This is a genomic window from Chimaeribacter sp. YP20170169, from assembly GCF_056739715.1.
In genome coordinates this window covers 1,249,284-1,269,323 of sequence record NZ_CP176824.1, presented here as the reverse complement: position 1 = coordinate 1,269,323, position 20,040 = coordinate 1,249,284, and the positions used below count along the sequence as shown (strand labels likewise).

General features: G+C 62.7%; 4 protein-coding genes. 2 read left to right on the top strand and 2 right to left on the bottom strand.

The genetic code is table 11. The features are described from left to right. Positions 1-255: 255 nt before the first annotated feature. Positions 256-12,834, bottom strand: coding sequence for an Ig-like domain-containing protein (locus ACK3SD_RS05700; protein ID WP_481127058.1), 12,579 nt, complete (start codon positions 12,832-12,834; stop codon positions 256-258). A gap of 841 nt (positions 12,835-13,675) precedes the next feature. Here ACK3SD_RS05700 and rcsD point away from each other — a divergent pair. Both rcsD and rcsB read left to right on the top strand, forming a co-directional pair. Further along, positions 13,676-16,354 (top strand): phosphotransferase RcsD, encoded by a 2,679-nt coding sequence (gene rcsD / locus ACK3SD_RS05695; protein WP_481127057.1) that lies wholly within the window; start codon positions 13,676-13,678, stop codon positions 16,352-16,354. After that, positions 16,347-16,997 carry a response regulator transcription factor RcsB gene (gene rcsB / locus ACK3SD_RS05690; RefSeq protein WP_137762630.1) on the top strand — a complete coding sequence of 217 codons (651 nt, stop codon included), beginning with the start codon at positions 16,347-16,349 and terminating at the stop codon, positions 16,995-16,997. The genes rcsD and rcsB overlap by 8 nt, the downstream gene beginning before the upstream one ends. Positions 16,998-17,057: 60 nt before the next feature. Here rcsB and rcsC read toward each other — a convergent pair whose 3' ends face one another. Further along, positions 17,058-19,988: a two-component system sensor histidine kinase RcsC gene (gene rcsC / locus ACK3SD_RS05685; protein ID WP_481127056.1), complete on the bottom strand. Its 2,931-nt coding sequence runs from the start codon at positions 19,986-19,988 to the stop codon at positions 17,058-17,060. Positions 19,989-20,040 lie beyond the last annotated feature (52 nt).

Sequence of the window (20,040 nt, the reverse complement as noted above, 5' to 3'; positions counted from 1 at the left end):
AACCCATTAAACGTTGCCATACGCCTTGCGCCCAGCAAATAGGCCGCCCGCCAGAAACGGGGACAGGGGGTCTATTTAATCCCATGCTATACCCAATGTTCAGGTTAATTAATGGGCGGCCCATCGCGCCGGACGATATTTAATTTATTTGCGTTCTGAATCGACCTTTAATGCAATTTCCCACTGAATAAAATGCCCTGAATGGCAGGCATAAAAAAAGGCCGGGGCAACCCGGCCTTTTTTACCGCGTGAACGTTACACCTGCTGCACCACAATGCCGTGCTGCACCAGCACGTCGCCCAGCGTGTTGTCGCTCTCCAACGCGCTGTTGTGGTAAACGTCAAAGAGCAGCCCATCCAGCTGCCGCTCGCCACTCTCCGTCCAGAGGCTGCCATCGCCCACCAGATTGAGCTGGCTGCCCGCCGCGCCCTTGACCAGCAGGCCGTCCGCCGGTTGGTCTTTGACGTTCAGCGCCTCATCCAGATTGAGCGTCAGGCTGTTGCTGCCGGTGCGCCCGAGGTCGAAGATGTCGATGTGCTCAATCTTCAGCCCCAGCGCCGCCAGATCGAGGTGCTGATCCTCGCCCGCCAGCAGCAGGGTATCGATGCCCGCGCCGCCGTCGATGTGCGCGAAGTCGAGGGTGTAGAGCGCGATGGTGTCGTCGCCATCGCCCCCCTGCGCCTCGTCGCCCGCCTTGGTGAGATCGAGCGTGACGCCGCCAATGGTGAAGCTCCCCTCGCTGTTGGCCTCCGCCCGATCCTGCGTCAGCGAGCCGGTGTCACTGGCGAGCGCCGCTGTCAGGGTGCTCTCAACAGTCGTGTCGCCGCCCTCCGCCGCCGTCTCCACCGTGGCCGTGTCGCCCTCGGTGCGCAGCGTCACGCTGCTGGTGAGATCAGTGGTGTTGCCCGCCTCATCCGTCAGGCTGATCGCCAGCGGCCAGCTCGCCTCAAAGGCTGGCAGTGCGCCGCTCGGGATCTCGGTTGACCAGCTGCCATCCTCTTGCACCTCTGCCTGATAGCTTTCGCCGTTAAGCAGGATCAGCACCACCAGCCCGGCCGCCGCCGCCGTGGCGGTGCCGCTCAGGGTGAAGCTGGCCGACTGCTCCGCCAGGCCGATGGCCGGCAGCGGGGCCAGCGACAGCACCGGCGGCGTGAAGTCCACCAGTACGGTACGGGTGGTTTCGGCGCTGTTGCCCGCCGCGTCCTTCGCCACCACCCGCACCTCCAACTCACCCTCCGGCAGTGCCCGCAGGGCGGCCGCCGGTAGCGTGACCGACCACTGGCCGCGGTTGTTGACATCCGCGCTGTAGTCCACGCCGTTCAGGGTGAGCGTCACCAGCTGCCCCTCGCCGCGCACCCCGGTTTCGCCGGTGAGGCGCTGCGCGGTACGGGCGTCCGCCAGGTTCAGCGTGCCATCCCCAAACGGCGTCTCCAGCGACAGGTCTGGCAGGTCGCGCGTATGCACGTCCAGCGTCAGGCTGTCACTCAGGCGATCGCCATGCCGGTTCTTGACGTTGGCGGTGAGTTTCAGCTCGCCGTCACGCAGCCGCGCCGCCTCAGAGGCTGGGATCTCGGTAGACCAGCTGCCATCCTTCTGCACGGTGGCGCTGTAGCGGTGGCCGTTCAGCTTCAGCTGCACCGTCGCCCCTGAGCGCACGTCGTAGGTCTCACCGCTCAGCACGATTGCCCCGTCCGCCTCGCTGGCGTTGATCAGATTGTCGCCGGTGACCGGGTCGATGCTCAGGCCGGGGCATTTGCCCTTGATGGTGAAGTCACGATCCGCCTCCGCTGGGTTGCCGGAGCGATCGGTGACGCTGGCGGTCAGGGTTTCACGCCCGTTGCCCAGCGCCAGCAGATCGGCGGCTGGCACACTCACGGCCCAGCTGCCGCCCGAGAGCACCACGCCGGTGTAGGTGTGGTCGCCGAGCGTCACCGTCACTGGCTGACCAGCCTCCACATTTTTCACCGTGCCGGTGATGATCTGGTCGCTCTGCACCTCTGCACCATTGAGCACGTTGTCCCCGCCGATGCGATCAATGTTGATCGTCGGCAGGTCGCGCGGATCGCCATCCAGCCGCAGTGTCTCGGTGACGGTGGTGGTGTTGCCCTCGGCATCGGTCTGGCTGACGGTCAGGGTGTAGTCGCCGTCACGCAGGTGGGTCAGCAGCCCGGCTGGCAACCTGATCTCCCAGCTGCCATCCTCCTGTACCTCGGTGTCGTAGCTGACGCCCTCCAGCAGTTGCAGGTTGACCCGGCCACCCACCTCGGAGCTGGTGCCGCTGACCACCACCCCGGCGGCCATCTCGGCGGCGTTGGCGATGTTATCGCCCGCGACGGTGCCGAGCGCCACCTCAGGGCCAGTGGTGTCCACCACCAGCGTGCTGGCGAGGGTGGTGCTGATGCCATCGGCGTTCGTGGCGGTGATCTCCAGCGTGTTGTCGCCCTCCGGCAGCCCGGCCAGCAGTGCGCTTGGCAGGGTGAGGTTCCAGACGCCTGTCTCATCCACCGTGCCAGTGAAGGAGATGCCGTTCACCACCACGCGCACGCTCTGTCCCTCGCCGCTGAGGCCGGTATTGCCGGTCAGCACCTGGTCAAGCTGTGCCTCCTGCGCGTTGAGCACCCCATCCTCAAACGGCGTGTTCAGCGTTGGCTGCGGCTCGCTGACCAGATCCACCGTCAGCGGCGCGGTGGCGATCAGGTTATTGCCGCGCGCATCCTGCGAGGTGACGGTCACTGTGTAGAAGCCTTCCGGCAGCGCCAGCAGCTCCGCCGGGGGAATATAGAGATCCCAAGTGCCGTTGGAGGCAGTGACCGAGGTCTGGTAGGTGGTGCCGTTCAGCTCCACATAGACCGGGGTGCCAAACTCCCAGCGCGAGATGGTGCCGCTGACGATTATCCCCTCGGCCGCCTCGGCGGCGGAGAGGATGTAGTCACCGCCGGCCAGCGGATCGAGGCTCAGGTTGCCGTAGGACTCATCGACATAGAAGGTGTGGTCGGCGCTCGCCAGCACATTGCCGTCGGCGTCCGTCACCTGGCCGAAGAATACCGCGTCACTCTGTTCGGGCAGTGCTTGCAAATCTGTCGCCGAGATGGTCACGCTCCAGCGCTGGTCTGCCTGCACCTCGGCGGTGTAGCTCAGATGGCCGCCCATCGTAATGGTGACCACACTCCCCGCCGGCACGCCATAGGCAAGGCCGCTGAGCGGTTGGTCGTAGCTGTCCTCATCGGCTCCCACAATGTCATCCCCGGCAAAGGGATCGAACACCAGCTCCGGCTGGAGGTTGAGATCCACCACCAGCGGCGCGCTGGCGCTCAGGGCGTTGCCCTCCGCATCCTCGGCGCTGGCGGTCAGGGTGTAGTTGCCATCCGTCAGCCCGAGCAAATCTTCCGCCGGGATGGTGAGTTGCCAGCTGCCGTTGGAGGCCGTGACGGTGGTCTGGTAGGTGTTGCCGTTGAACTCCACGGTCACTGGGGTATCCACCATCCACAGCGTGATGGTGCCACTGACGATCAGCCCGTCCGCCGCCTCATCCGCCGTCAGGATACTGTCCTCCGCCAGTGGGTCGAGCGACAGGGTGCCCAGCCCGCGGTTGATGAAGATGCCCAGCTCACTGCTTGCCAGCACGTTGCCGTCGGCGTCGGTGATCTGCCCGCTAATCAGGCTCTCGGTGTCATCCGGCAGTTGCGCCAGATCGTCGGCGGTGACCTGCACGCTCCAGCGGCCATCCGCCTGCACCTCGGTGCTGTAGCTCAGATCGCCCAGCGTCAGGGTGACCAGACTGCCGACCGGCACGGCAAGCGCCTCACCGCTCAGCGTCTGGTCGCTGAACTGCTCGGTGCCATCGACGATGTTATCGCCGGCAAAGTCATCAAAGACCAACGCCGGATCGATGGCCGCCAGCTCCACCGGCTGGCTGATGTTCAGGACACCGTTGCCAAAGGTATTATTCAGCCAGACCACCATGTTGTAGGTGCCGTTCGGCAGCGCCGCCAGGCTACCCTCCGAGATCGTGACGCTCCAGTGACCCGTCTCATCCACGGCGCCATCAAAGACATATTGGTCAATGAACACGCTGACCAGCGTTCCCTCCCCCAGATAGGTGGCATTGCCGGTGATCACCTGGGCCAGCTGCGCCTCCGTGCTATCCAGCACGTTATCGCCAAACGGCGTGTCCAGCGTCAGCGTGATGCCGCTCGCCAGCGTCACCTCCTGCGCCAGCGAGGTGTCACCCTGCGGCCCGTTTACCGTCACGGTCAGCGGGTAGTTGCCGTTCTCCGTATCAGCCAGCGCGCCCGCTGGGATCAGCACGCTCCAGGCACCGTTCTCATCCACGGTGGCGCTGAAGATCTGCCCCGCCAGCTCGAGGGTGACACTCTGCCCTTCGCCGCTCTGGTTGGTGGTGCCGGTCAACTGCTGATCCTGCTGCGCCTCCAGAAAGTCCAGCACGCCGTCGCCAAACGGCGTGTCCAGCGTCGGGGACGGTAGGCTGTAGAGATCAACCTCCAGAAGGGTGGTGGCGATCACCGAATTGCCGCTCAGGTCGGTACTGCTGGCGGTGATCGTCAGTGAGCCGTCCGGCAGGAGCGCCAGCTCCTCTGGTGAGAAGGAGACTGACCACTGCGAGCCGCTGTTTGAGTCGATATAGAAGTATTTGGTCAGGCCATTCAGCTCCACGGTGATCTGGTTGCCGTTGCGCGGATCGTAGAGGTAGTTGCTGTCGCCGCTGATCACCAGCCAGTCCGCCACCTCATCGGCGGTCAGGATATTGTCCCCGGCGACCGGGTCAAAGGTGATGCTGCCGCCGCCCTGCGGCAGTACCGCCACATCCAGCGGCACGCTGCCATTGACCGTGTTGCCTGCCCCATCGATGACCGACGCGCTAAACCCTATCCAGTCACCAATAATCTGCAACATATCCGCGGCGGGCACGGTCACGCTGAAGTTGCCGTTGTCGTCGGTGCGCGTCTCATAGCTGAAGGTCTGTCCGCCGCTGTCCTGTAGGGTGACGCGCGCCAACAGGTTCGCGTTCGGCCCCTCCTGGGCGAAGTAGGTGCCAGTCAGCACCTGATCCTGCGTCTGCTCGTCATAGGTCAGCGTGTTGTCCCCGGTAAACAGGTCCAGCACGATGTCGCCAACCAGCGGACGGGTGTCCATGGTGAATTCACGGCTGGCGGTGGCGGTCGCGCCATCCTCCTGCGTCAGCACCGCCTCCACGGTGTAGAGGCCGTTGTCGGTGGAGTAGTAGAGATCGCCGGCTGGCACCGTGACGCTCCAGTTGCCCTCGGCATCGACCGTGCCGCTATAGCTGCGCTCCGGGATGAAGGTGAAGGTGACGGCCACCGCCGCGCCCGCCCAGCTCACGGCAGCATGGCCGGTGACGGTGAAGTCCTGATCCGCCTCACTGTCCGTGAGCCGGTTGTCGTCGGTGATCGGGTCGATGATCAGGCCGGTCAGGATGACGCTGAAGGCGCGATCGACACTCACGCTATTGCCCTCTGCGTCGGTGGCAGTCACCGTCAGGCTGTTTTCGCCCTCGGGCAACGCTTGCAACGCCTCAGCCGACAATGCCAGCTGCCAGTTGCCCTGCCCATCCACCTGCACGTCATAGTCGATGCCCGCCAGGCTCACCACCACGCGCTGTCCATCGGCCACCAGCCCGGTGCTGCCGACCAGCGTCTGCCCCTGCGCGGCCTCGCCGCTGTCCAGCACGCCGTCGCCAAACGGCGTCTCCAGCGTCGGGCTGGGCAGGTTATGGACGTAGACATCCAGCGAGCGCTCAAACGAGATGGGGTTACCGGCGTTGTCCTGCGCCGAGACCACCACCCGGTAGTTGCCATCCTGCAACGCCAGCAGATCCGCCGCCGGAATGGTGACCGACCAGTTGCCTGATTCCTCAATCCAGGTGGTGTACTCTTTGCCGCCCAGCGTCACGGCGATGTAGCCGTTCTCTTCATAGGAGAGGTAGCTGGAGGTGCCGGTCACGGTCAGCCCCTCGCTGGCCTCCGCCAGATTGAGCCGGTCATCGCCGCCCGCCAGCGGGTCGATGGCGACCGCCCCGACGTTCAGGTCAACGTAGATGTAGCGCTCAAATTCGCTGCTGTTACCCGCCGCATCGCTGACGGTGCCCAGCAGCGAGTAGCCGCCCTGGGTCAGGGCCGCCAGATCGGCGGCCGGGATGGTGGTGCTCCAGCTGCCGCCCTGCCCGACCGTGGCGCTGTAACTCTGGCCGTTCAGGGTCAGGGTGACAATCTGTCCAGCCTCGACGCCATAGGCGGTGCCGTCAACCAGCTGGTCAATCTGCTGCTCCGCGCCGTTGAGGACGTTGTCACCGGCGAAGGCATTGATACCCAGATAGGGCTGGGTGTAGAGATCGAGCGTAAAGGTCTGGCTGGCCTCAGAGACATTGCCTGCCCCATCAACGAGGGTGGCGCTCAGGGTGTAGTCGCCATCCTGGAAGTCAAGCAGCGCGCCGAACGGCAGCGTGGCGCTCCATGCCCCGCTCTCATCCAGCGTCGCCGGGTACGTCACGCCCGCCAGCGTGATGTTGAGGGTCGCGCCGGGCAGCGCGTTCAAATCAGTGACGCTGCCGGTGACCACGATTTCGCCCAGCGCCTCGGTTTGATCAATCAGGTTGTCGCCGGTCAGCGGGTCAATCTGCAACAGCGGCGCGGAGGCCGCGGCGGTAAACGCCACCTCCTGGCTGTCGCTGTTGCCCGCCACGTCAGTGACCGTCACGGTATAACTGGCCGGGCCAGCCGGCAGCGCCTGCAACGCCTCTGTCGGCAGGGTCACCCGCCAGAGGCCAGCGGCGTCCACCTCGCCGGTGAAGGTCTCGCCGCCCAGGGTGACGGTGACCGTCTGGGCAATGCCGGTCTGCCCGGTCTGGCCGGTCAGCAATTGGTCGGCGGCGGCCTCTGCCGCGCTCAGCACGCCGTCGCCGAACGGCGTGTCATAGCCCACCTCTGGCAGGTCATGGATGGCGACGGTCAGGGTCAGGGCGCTGGAGATGAGGTTGAAGAAGGTGTCCTCCGCCTCGGCGGTGATGACGATCGCGCCATCGGGCAGCGCCGCCAGATCGGCGGCCGGGAGGGTGATGCTCCAGTCAGACCCCTCCACCGTGGCGATGTAAGTCTGGCCGTTGAGGGTCACGGTGATCGGGTTTTCCGCCGGTACGCCAAACACCTTGCCCACCACCACCAGATCGCCACCGGCTTCGCTGGCATTCAACCGGTTATCACCGGCGATGATGTCAAAGGCCAGCGAGGGCCGGTTGGTGACGATGGTCAGCGACACCAGATCCGTGACCGCATCGCCCGCCTGATTGCTGACTGAGGCGACCAGATCCGCCTGTCCGCTGGCGAGATTAACCAGCTCTGCCAAATCCTCCTGCGGCACAATCAGGCTCCACTGGCCGTCTGACTGCACGGTGGCGCTGTAGGTTTCGCCGTTGAGCGTAACGGTGACGATCTGCCCGGCCTCCACGTGGGTGGTGGTGCCGGTGAGCATCTGCGCCACGCTGCGCTCCGCCCCCAGCAACTGGTTGTCGCCGGTGAAGGGCAGAATGGTTAGCAGCGGCAGGTCGTTACTCGCGATCTCCACCTCCTGCTGGAGGGTGGTGGGGTTGCCAAACGGGTCAGAGAGCGTGACGCTCAGGATCTGCGTCCCCGGCGCCAGCCCATTGAGGCTGGCGGCCGGGATGACGATGCTCCAGAAGCCATTCTCGTCACTGGTGCCGGTGTAGGTGTGCCCATTGAAACTGGCGCTGATCCAGCCGTAGGGTTCGTCACTGGTGCCAGCCAGCACCAGATCCTGTTGCAGCTCCCCTTGGTTGAGCACATTGTCGCCGGTGACCGGCTCCAGCGTCAGTTGTGGCGCGGTGACATCCACATCCAGCGCGGCGCTGGCCTGGCTCTGGTTGCCGCCGCTGTCAGTCACCACCACGCTGAAGGGCACGCTGCCATCGGTGAGCGTCTGCAACGCCTCCGGCGGCAGGAAGACCGACCAGGTGCCGTTGTTCTCCACCTGCGCGCTGTAGTCCTGGCCCGCCAGCGTTAAGGTCAGGCTCTGACCAGCGCCGCTGAAGTGGGTCTCACCGGTGAGGGTAATGCCGGTTTGGGTCGCCTCGATATTGACATAGGGCAGCGGATTGATGGTCACCTGCGGCAGGGCATTGGCGGAGGAGAAGAGATCAACGCTGGCGCTGAGCGGGTTGCCGTCGGCATCCACCGTCTCGACCGTTGCGGTCAACAGGCCCTGGGTGCGGATGAGGTTGCCGGGGATCCAGATGCCCCAGCTGCCATCCTCGTTGGTGTAGGTGAGATCGCTGTAGTCGCCCAGCGTCAGGGTGACCTGGGTGCCGGGCGCCACGCCACTGACGAGGCCGCCGATGTTGAAACCGTTGGCCGCCTCCTGCGCGTCAATGCGGTTGTCGCCAGCAATCAGGTCAAAGGCGATGCCGTCGAGGGTGTTATTGAGCGTCACTATCTGGCTGGCGGTGGCCTCGTTGCCCGCCACGTCCGCCACGCTGGCGGTGACGGTGCTGCTGCCGTTGGCGAGCTGCCCCAGCTGCTCCGCTGGCACAATCACCTGCCACAGGCCGCCCCCCGTCACCTCGGTGGTGAGGGCGAGCGTGCCGAGTGTCAGGGTCAGCACCTGCCCATCGGCCACGCCGCGGGTGGTGCCCGCGATCGCCAGCGGCACGCCCAGTTCCGCGGCGTCCAGCAAATTATCGCCGGTCAGGGCGTTGATCGTGACCGTCGGCGCGGTCAGCACGGCGGTGACGTACTCCAGCACGCTGCTGACGTTGCCAGCGGCGTCCATCGCCTCCACCGCGATCAGCAACGCTTCCGCTGGCAGCTGTTGCAATATTTCGACTGGCACCGGCACTGACCAGCGCCCGGCCTCATCCACCGTGCCGCGCAGGGTGTGGCCTGCCAGACTGAGGCTGACGCTCTGGCCCACGCCAGCGTTGCCGGTGGTGCCGCTCAGTACCTGCGGCGTGGCCGCCTCGCCAATGTTCAGGTAGCCGTCGCCAAACGGCGGATCCAGCGTCGCCAATGTGGCGGGGTGGGTAATAAGGGTGAGCGACAGGCTGTCGGCCAGCGGGTCGCCATTCTGGTCGGTGGTGGTGACCTGCGCCGTGGTGATGCCATCCCCCAGCGCCTGCACGTCTGCCGCTGGCACCGTGGCCTGCCAGCGGCCATCCGCCTGCACCTCCGCCTGATAGCTGCGACCGCCCAGCGCCAGCGTCACCGCCGTGCCTTCGGCCACGTTGGTAGCGACGCCCTGCACCAGCAGGTCGCTGCCCGCCTCATAGGCGTTGATGCGGTTATCACCGGCGACGGTATCCAGCGCGATGCCGCCCAGACTCTCCTCAATGGCAAAGCGCACCAGCTCGGTTTCCGCTGGGTTACCGGCGCGATCGGCCACCGCCACCTGTAGGATATTGCTGCCAGCTGGCAGGGCGGCGATGTCTGCCGCCGGGATAATCAGGCTCCAGCTGCCATCCGCCAGCACCTCGGCGCTGTAGGTTTGTTCGTTGACGCTGAGGGTCACCGCCTGCCCCGCCTCCACATGGCGGGTGGTGCCGCTGATGGCCTGCGCCACCTGGCGCTCCGCGCCGTTCAGCACGCTATCCAGCCCGTTGGTGACGCTGATTGCGGGCAGTGTGCCAGCATCCGCCTGTAGCGAAACCGGGCGGCTGACGGTGGTGCTGTTGCCGTTGGCGTCCGTGAGGGTCGCCACCAGCGCGTAATTGCCATCCGGGAAGGCCCCCTCCGGGTAGCTGAAGGTGTGGGCCGGGATCAGCTGGCTCCAGTTGCCCTGGCTGTCGGTTTCGGTGATCCAGCTCTGGTCGCCCAGCGTCAGGGCAATGCTGCCCTGGCTGACCGAGGCGTGGCCGGTCAGGAGGATGCCCTCCTCCGCCTCCGCCTCGGCAAAGGTGATCACATCATCGCCCGCCACCGGCTCGAGGGTCAGGGTGGGCGGCGTCAGCGCCACCTCCACATTCACCGACAGCGTTTTGCTCTCGCCAGCGGCGTTGGTGGCGGTAATCGCCAGCGCCTGCGTCCCCTCCTCCAGCGCCTGCAACGCTGCGGCTGGCAGCGTCACCTGCCAGCGGCCGCCCTCGTCCACCTGCCCGGTGTAGTCACTGCCGCCCAGCGTAATCACCACCTGCTGGTTGGCCCCAGACAGGCCGGTTGAGCCGACCAGCGTCTGGTCGGTCGCGGCCTCCGCCACCGACAGCACGCTGTTGCCAAACGGCGCCTCCACCGTCGGCTCGGGCCGCCGGTTGGTGTAGTTCTCAATCTCCTGCGTGGCGGCCGGGCCATCGGCCTCTGGCGCGCTGACGGTCAGCAGCACGACCGGGTCATTCCAGACGCCAATCACCTGCCCCTCCGCCAACGGCAATGACCAGCGCCCCTCGGCGTCCGTGGTGACGCTGTAGGTCTCGTCGGCGATGCTCAGGGTCAGCGTGCTGCCCTCCGCCAGCCCGCGGGTGCTGCCGGTCAGGGTGATACCAGCGACCGCCTCCGCGTAGCTAACCAGATTATCGCCGGTCACCGGGTCGATGGTGATCGCCCCCTGCGGCGGCTCCACCTGCACGGTGGTGTTCAATACGCCGCTGTTGCCCGCGTCATCGGTGGCAACGATGCTCAATGCGGCCGCACCCGCGGGCACCGCCTGCAGATCCACGGCCGGCAGGGTCACTTGCCAGTTGCCCTGATTATCGACCGTGGCGAGGTACTCCTTTCCCGCAAAGGTCACCGCCACGTTCTGATCCTCGCCGCTGACGCCGGTGGTGCCGCTCAGCGTCTGGTCAGAGGCGCTCTCATCGGCGCTCAGGGTGCCATCCTCAAACGGCGTGGCGAGGGTCGGGATCGGGTTGCTCTGGATCGCCACCTCCACCGACTGGCTGATCGGCGTGGAGCCGGGCACGCTGACGCTAACCTCCACATAGCCCTCTGGCAGGCTGACCAGTTCGGAGGTGGAGAGCGGCACCGACCAGCTGCCATCCGCCTGGATGGTGGTGGTGCGCTCCAGCCCGCCAATCTTGAGGGTCACCGTCAGGCCAGCCGCCGTGGTATCGGCGCTGCCGCTGATGACAATCCCGGCCGCCGCCTCGACGGCGTTGATGCGGTTATCCTCCGCCACCGGGTTGAGGGTCAGGCCAATGTCCTGCGCGGCGATCTCAAAATTGCGCCCATTGCTCTGGCTGTTGCCAGCGATGTCAGTCACCTCGGCGTGGATATAGCCGCTGGTCTGGTCGGGGATCGCCATCATGCCCAGCAGCACCTCGGCTGGCACCGTGATGCTCCAGCGTCCCTCACTGTCTGAAGTGGTGGTGAACTGGCTGGTATCGACATAGACCCGCACCTGGAGATTGGGGCCGCTGGTAGTGCCGGTGATGACCTGCCCCTCCTCGGCCTCGCCGGCGGTCAGCACGCCGTCGCCAAAGGGCTCCTCCACGTCGATGTGCAATTTCTCCCACGCCTGTACATAGATGCCGACGTCCACGCTGGTTGAGGCGCTGCCCGGCGCGCTGAAGGTCATGGTGTACTGGCCATCCGGGAAGCTGCGGATGTCATCAATGTCCAGCATGGTGCGCCAGCTGCCATCCGCCTCCACCCGCGTGCCAAAGTTCTTGGTGCCGATGGTGATGGTGATGGGGGTGTTGGCTGGCAGGGAGGGCGCGCTGCCAATGATGTTGAAGCCGTTGCCGCTCTCCTCCTTGTTGATGTAGTTATCGCCTGCCACTCCATTAACGATGATGCGCTCGGTGGTGAAGGCCACGGTCATGTGGCCGCTGCTGTTAGTGACTTGCCCGGCTTGGTTGGTGGCGCTGGCGGTGATCTCCACCTGCCCGTTGGAGAGTTTCAGCAGCTCCGCGGGTGGGACACGCACTGAAAAAGAACCCTCCTCGCCAATTTGGCTGGTGTAGGTGTAGCCATTCAGCTTGACCGTGACGGTCTGGCCCGGCTCAATGCCGCTGGTAATGCCGGTCAGCGTCTGCGTGCGTAAGGCCTCCGCGTCACTTAGCACGTTGTCGCCGACGAAGGTGTTGAAGGTCAGGGATGGCAGGGTGTTATCCACGATCAGCACCGCCGAGTCACCGGCCTGCTGCCCAGCGGCGTTGCTGACGGTAGCCAGGATCTGCGCGCCATCCGGCAGTGCCGCGACATCCGCCGCTGGCACCTCGGTGCGCCAGGTGCCATCGGCCAGTACTTCCGCGCTGTAGCTGATGCCGTTGATGGTGATGGTCACTACCTGCCCAGCCTCCACGCCGTGGGTCGCGCCGCTCACCACCTGCATCACCCCGCCCTCAGGGCCGCTGATCACGTTGTCACCGGCCAGCGCGTTGAGCACCAGCGACGGCCAGTCCGGCTCGATAGCGACCTGCACGGTGGACTCGGCCACCTCGCCAGCCTCGTTGATCACCGCGGCGCTCAACGGCTGCTCGCTGCCGGCGTTGAACTGCATTAGGTTGCTCATCTGCCAGTTTTCGACATCCACTTTCCAGCGGCCATCCTCCTGCACGGTGGCATAGGCATAGACCCAGTCACCGAGCATGATATTGACGGTCTTGCCCGCCTCCACGCCGGTGGTGGTGCCGCTCAACGCCTGCACCGTGATGCTTTCGCTGCGGGTCAGGATGTTGTCGCCAGCAAAGGGGTCAATCGTCAGGGTCGGCACTGCCTGTAGGGTGGGAGCCTCGGCGGCCGCGGCGGCGGTGTGGCTCTCTGCATTTTGGGTGTCACTGTTAGCCAGCGCACCGGCGGTTAATTGGGCGTCGATGTCGCTGGTATTGCGGGAATTTTGGTTTGGGGTTGCCATTTGTTGCCTCGTATGGGGAACGAAGTAAAAATTCCATGACCTCCCTCTCCTGGGTTATTCGGGAAGGAGAGCGCGCATGGGAATTCATATAAAAGCCCATTGATTCAGGGCGTCACGTCTTCGACTCTGTTTCGGCACATCACAAATAGAACGAAATACAAAAATTCGGCCGCACCGCATTATCAGAAAAAACTCTTTTGAAGAAATAACAAGGCGGCGCGCAAACTGATATATAAATAAATCAATAAAAACAATAAGTTAAAATAAATACAGCCATAAAAAAATGGTTTTTTTCTAAAAAAGTTGAACCGTTTCGCGTGGGCCTCGGGATATATATGCGGGCCACCGCGACCTTAGTTAATATATGGAATTAGAATTTAACAACTTGAATTATAATTTCACTGAAGTTCGGCATGATAGACACAAATTTTCACAGATTTAAAGATATCTTGGGGTCAGTTAAGAATATTTAACGTTTCTGGGAGCTGGATCGAACCCTCCCTATTTTTAATCCGCACCGCGCGAAATAGGGGCATTTTCAGAATAATGCCAATTAAGCCCCCCGCCCTTTCTGTTAACATGACGCGCTTGCTTACCGCGGCAACTCGACCAGGCGTCGCCAAAGGAGTAACATCGGCGTAACTGGTTTTACCAGATTGGTAAACAGGGTATCCTGCACCCTCTTTTTGGCCTGACAAGGGACGTTTCAGCGTGAACCATCACCCACTTCAGCCCCACCGTGCCACGCACGGTATGTCCGCCCCCGGCGGCCCGGCTGGCGTGCCCGTTCACGCGACGCCCCCGATTTTGATGCGGTAATCAAGGACCTCTATCCACTGTTATGCAAAGCAAATACCTGTCGTTGACTTCCGCCAACATCACCCGCTTCTTTTTGGTGCTGATTTTGCTGCTATTGGTGGCGCTGGGCGTGTATGGCTACAACTACACCAGCACCTACCTGAATGAGAAAAAGCATGTGATGGAGAACGTCGCCAGCCGGATGCAGCAACGGATCGACATCTATCGCTACAATACCTACCAGATTTATGACAATTACACTGGCTCCCCGCAGGGGGTGACACCGGCGCAGGAGATTCGCCTGCGGCCAGATGTGTTCTATGTGCAGAAAACCCGCCGCAAAACCGACGCGGTGATCTTCGGCAACCATGACAGCGCGACGCTCGACCTGACGTTGCAGGTCTCCAACTACCTGGATCTGCGCTGGGGCGGCAAAACCCAGCCCTACACCCTTTACTACCTGAATGGGCAGGACAACAGCCTGATCATGGTCACCACCCAGCCGTTGCAAGAGCTGACCTCGCGCTTCAAGGAGAGCTACCTCACCACCTCCGCCGACGCCCGCCGCGCCGAGATGCTGCAACAGGCCAATATGCTGGATGAGCGTGAAAGCTTCTCCACCCTGCGTAGGTCGCGTTTCAGCAATGATTACTTCTTCTCGCTGCGCACCACCTTTAATAACCCCGGCCACCTGGCGACGGTGATCGCCTTCGACCTGCCGGTGAATGACCTGCTGCCGTCACATCTGGCGCGCGCCAACTTTGCGCTGCGTGAGGCGACCTCCCCCGCCGGTGATGATGACCAGAGCAGCAATGCGCAGGTGACGCGCAGCGGCTGGTGGCTGGAGTTCACCGCGCCGCTCAGCAACGCGCCGTTGCAGGTGGTCTACCGCGTACCGCTGCCCAGTCTGGCGCTGGATCTGGCGCACAATAATAGTTGGCTGCTGTTGATCCACCTGGCGCTGCTGGCGCTCTCCATGAGCGGCATCTACTTTATCCGCCACCAGTTCATCCGCCCGAGCGAGAACATGGCCGCGCAGTTGCGCGCCCAGCAGGTGCTGAATCAGGAGATTGTCGCCAGCCTCTCCACCGGGCTGGTGGTGCACAACTTCAATACCAACCAGACGGTTCTCAGCAATAAAATTGCCGAGAACCTGCTGCCGCACCTCAGTTTGCAGAACATCGCCTCAATGGCGGAGCAGCACCATGGCTCCATCCAGGCGACGGTCAATAATGAGGTGTATGAGATCCGCATGGCCCGCAGCAAGTATGCGCCGGAGACCTACCTGTTCCTGCTGCACGATCAGGACAAAGAGGTGATGGTCAACAAGAAGCTGCAACAGGCGCGCAAGGAGTACGAAAAGAATTTGCAGGCGCGCAAGCTGATGCTGCACAACCTCGGCATTGAGCTGAACCAGCCGCTGAACCAGATCCACACGCTGGCCGAGACGCTGCAACAGGCGCCGGAGGTGGAGCGCGCCCCGATGCTGGCGGAGCTGGCCTGGCAGTCGCAGTCCGTGCTGACGCTGATTGAGAACATCACGCTGCTAACGCGGCTGGAGACCCAGGACTGGCAGCCGTCGAAACACCACTTCTCGCTCTCCGGCATGGTAGATGAATTGCTGCTCGAGACGCTGCCCGCCCTCAATCGCAAGGGGCTGTCGCTGTTCAACCACTTCCAGCTGGACGTAACCCAGACCTACGTCGGGGATGTGCAGGCGCTGAAGAAGGTGCTGTCGCTGCTGCTGGACTACGCCATCGTCACCACCGCCTTTGGCAAGATCTCGTTGATTGTCGAGAGCGAGCCGCAGCACCCAGAGCAGCTGATCTTCCACATCACCGACACCGGCAGCGGCATCTCGAAAGAGGAGATCCGCAACCTGAACTATCCGTTCCTCAGCCAGTCGCTGATTGACCGCTTCAACCACGGCTCCGGCCTGACCTTCTTCCTCTGCAACCAGCTGTGCAAAAAGCTGAACGGCCAGCTGGAGATCCGCAGCAAGGCGGACATCGGCACCCGCTATACGGTGCGCATCCTGCTGGGGCTGGAGCCGCAGCAGGAGGAGGAGAGCGAGAAGCTGCTGGATGAGGTAACCGTGCTGCTGGATGTGACGTCGGAAGAGGTGCGCTCGATCGTCACCCGGCTGCTGGCAGCCTATGGCGCCAACTGCATTACCCCGGACGACAGACAGATTAATCGTGATTATGACGTCATGTTGACAGATAATCCCCATAGCTGTGATCGCTACACCTTGCTGCTTTCGAGTGACGAGGCGGGCTTCCAGCAGTTACAACGGGACTATATTCGCGTCAATTATAATATCAGCAGCGCTGTCATTGATGCCATCTTGGTGCTGATCGAGCAGCAGATGGCGGCCGTCGACGGCCCAGCCTCCCTGGAGGCGCCGACCGATGAAGAGCCGGATTACCGCGCGCAGCTCCTCGCCAGCGACTACTACGCGCTGTTTGTGGAGACGGTGCCGGAGGATCTGGATAAACTGTATGTCGAGAGTCAACAGCATGATTTTACGTCGCTCTCCCAGACAGCACACCGCCTGAAAGGGGTCTTTGCCATGTTGAATCTGGCCCCCGGAAAGCGGTTATGTGAACACTTAGAACAGCACATCGTGGAAACTGATATGCTGAAAATCGAGAATAACATCAGTCAGATTGATCAATTTGTCAGCAGACTGCTACAGCAAGGTAGCCAAAAACATGAATAACCTGAATGTAATTATTGCCGATGACCATCCTATTGTCCTGTTTGGCATCCGTAAGTCACTGGAACAGATAGAGTGGGTGAATGTGGTCGGGGAGTTCGAGGACTCCACCGCGCTGATCAACAACCTGGCAAAGCTGGATGCCAACGTCCTGATCACTGATCTGTCGATGCCGGGCGAGAAGTACGGCGACGGCATTACGCTGATCAAATACATCAAACGCCACTACCCGCAGCTGGCGATCATTGTGCTGACCATGAACAACAACCCGGCGATCCTGAGTGCGGTACTGGATCTGGACATTGAGGGCATCGTGCTGAAACAGGGCGCGCCCACTGACCTGCCGAAGGCGCTGGCCGCCCTGCAAAAAGGCAAGAAGTTCACGCCGGAGAGCGTCTCCAAGCTGTTGGAGAAGATCAGCGCCAACGGCTATGGCGACAAGCGCCTCTCGCCGAAAGAGAGCGAAGTGCTGCGCCTGTTCGCCGAGGGCTTTTTGGTGACCGAGATCGCCAAGAAACTGAACCGCAGCATCAAGACCATCAGCAGCCAGAAGAAGTCGGCGATGATGAAACTGGGCGTGGACAACGACATCGCCCTGCTCAACTACCTCTCCTCCGTCAGTACCACCCCGGTGGATCGCGGTTAAACGGTATCCCGGCCACGATCAGAAAAGGCGCCCGAAGGCGCCTTTTTTATTGCCCCGCCATCAGGCGGAGGCGTCACCGGGCTGGCCCTGACTGGCCTCCGCCAACTGGCGCTCCCGCGCCCGCTGCTCCGCCTGACGGATCTGGCGGGTGCGCGCGCTGTAGTAAGCCAGCGTGGTGCGCAGCGTCTCCAGCGTCACCGGTTTCGACAGGCAGTTATCCATGCCGGCCTCAATGCAGCGCTGCTTCTCCTCCGCCAGCGCGTTGGCGGTCACGCCAATCACCGGGCGGATGTAGTCCATCTGCCGCAACCGCTGGGTCAGGCGGTAGCCATCCATCTTCGGCATGTTGACGTCGGTCAGCACGATGTCGATGGTGTTGGCGCGCATCACCTCCAGCGCGTCCAGCCCGTCGTTGGCGGTGAGGATCTGGTAGCCCAGCGAGCCAAGCTGGTCAGCCAGCAGGCGGCGGTTGATCGGGTGGTCATCCACCACCAGCAGCTGGATCTCATGGTTGGCCTGCTGCGCCTCGGCGTTCAGCGCTGGCAGTTGCAGCATGGCGCGTGAGCTCTCCTCCTCCAGTTTATAGAGGCGGTTGATCAGGCTGGTCAGCTCCAGCGGCGTCGAGGTGCTGTGCAGCCAGTAGCCGGGGCGCGTCTCCACCGGCGGGCCGATGTGCTCCAGCGAGAACTCAATCTGCCCCAGCAGCGGCAGCGGGTGGTTGAGCGGGTAGTCCGTCAGCAGCACGTCGCACTCGTGGGTCATCATCTCCGGCTGGTAGCGCACCACTTCCGCGCCATACTGGCGCAGCATCGGCTCCAGATACTCCTCCAGCCGGGCATTACGTACCTCCAGCACCAGCCGGCGACCCTGCCAGAGCGTGGCGTCCGGCGGCGCGGTGAACTTGGCCTCATACATCGGCAGCCGGATGGTGAAGGCACTGCCCAGCCCCGGCTCGGACTCGACGGCGATGTCGCCATCCATCAGGTTGACCAGCTTCTCGCAGATCGCCAGCCCCAGCCCGGTGCCCTGGAAGTGGCGCTGCACGCCGGTGCCAACCTGGAAGAAGGGGTCGAACAGCCGCGTAATCTCGCGCGCCGGGATGCCAACGCCGGTATCGCGCACCTGGAACACCAGATAGTTGTCGCGGGTGCAGACATGCAGCACGATGCAGCCGGTATCGGTGAACTTGATGGCGTTGTTGAGGATGTTGGAGAGCACCTGCTGCAACCGTACCGGGTCGCCGGAGAGGAACTCCGGCACGTCATGCTCAATGAAGCAGTAGAGGCCGAGGCGCTTCTTCACCACCAGCGGCAGGTAGTTACCGGCAATGTGGGTCAGCACCTCGCGGCAGGAGAACTCGCGCGGCTCAATCTTCAGCTGCTCTGACTCAATCTTGGAGAAGTCGAGGATGTCGCTGATGATCTTCAGCAGCAGATTGGAGGAGTTGTTCATCGCCGTCACCAGCCGCTCCACCCCCTCCGGCAGCCCCTTGGTCTGCAACAGATCCAGGTTGCCGATGATGCCGTAGAGCGGCGTGCGCAGCTCATGGCTGACCGTCGCCAGGAACATCGATTTCGACTGGCTGGTCTGCTCGGCGGCGCTTGCCATCTCCTGCAAGGACTCCTCCATCTTGACGCGGGCGCTGACATCCACCAGCACGCAGATCGCCACATCCTCGTTGCGGTAGCGCGAGTGGACGAAGCTCAGTTGCAGGTTGTTGTTATTGCTGGTGATGACATCGACGAAGTTGACCTGCTGATCGCAGATGATGCGCGTGATGCGCTGGCGATCCTCGTGGGTCAGCATCTTGATGTAGTTGTGCGCCAGCTCGTTGCTGAGCAAATTGACGCCGTCACTGATGCGCAGGATCGAGATGCCCACCGGCGCGGAGGCGACAATCTTGTGGTTGAACTGCTCATTCTCCTCCAGCCGGAAGGCGTTCTCCTCCGCCGGGAAGAACATCTTGCGCTCAAACAGCCAGGCCAGTGTGAACAGCAAAATCGCCGAGAAGATGTTGAGCAGGAAAGCGTTGAGAATCAGGATTTTGAAGCGCTCCAGCAGGGTGCGCACCGGCAGCGAGTAGACAATGCTGAGGGACGAGGGCTGGAGGCTCTTCTTCATGATCAGGTCGTTGTAGCCATTCACATAGCCGAAGTAGCTGCTGACATCCGGGTAACGGCCGAGCATGGAGATGTAGCGCTCCCCCTCGCTAAAGCGCAGCAGCGGCTCATTGGAGGGGCCGAGCAGCGTCACACCAATCGGCAGTGCGCTGGGGTTGGAGAAGTCCTCCAGCCGCAGCACCTGCTCAATGCCGATCAGCGCCTCCAGCTTGTTGCCGACGTAGATGGGCGACAGCACATAGAGGTAGCCGACGTCGGCGCGCGGGCCGGGGCTGATCCAGTAGAGGCTGTTGTCCTTCTCCTGATTTTTGCCGTTGCGGAACTTCAGGATGCGCTCATGCAGCGACTTGAGCACGTTTTCGCGCTCCAGCGGCCGGGTGTTGTTGATGTTGAAGTCCGCCATGCAGAGGCTGTCGCCGCCGATGAAGAAGACCCGGTTCAGGTCGTAAGCGGCGGAGAAGTTATCCTTCCAATAGTGGATGGTGTTGCTCAGCGCCTGTAGCGAATTGCGGTAGTCATCATTAAGCTGCGCGCAGTCGGAGTCGGCGAACAGTGGGTAGATGCGCGGCTGGTTGGTTTTGCCGGCGAATACGCCGTTCAGGATGTCCAGACCATTGACCGCACCATTCAGGCGGTTCTCCGCCATGTAGCGGATGTCGCGCATGATGTCCGCCGAGTGGCGGAAGTAGTTCTGCGCCTGATCGTAGTTGAGGTAATACTCCTGGCGGATCTGCGACTCTTTCTCATGGAAGATGTTGAGAATATAGAAGGTGGTCAACAGCGCACCGAGCGACCAGAGCATGATCGCCAGCAACCGGAACAGGTAGCGGGAAATCTTTAGCGTTGTACGGAACGAAGCCAGATATTTCAAGCGTATACCATTGTAAAGTGACAGACGAAAGGCGCCAGTGCGCCGGGGCGGG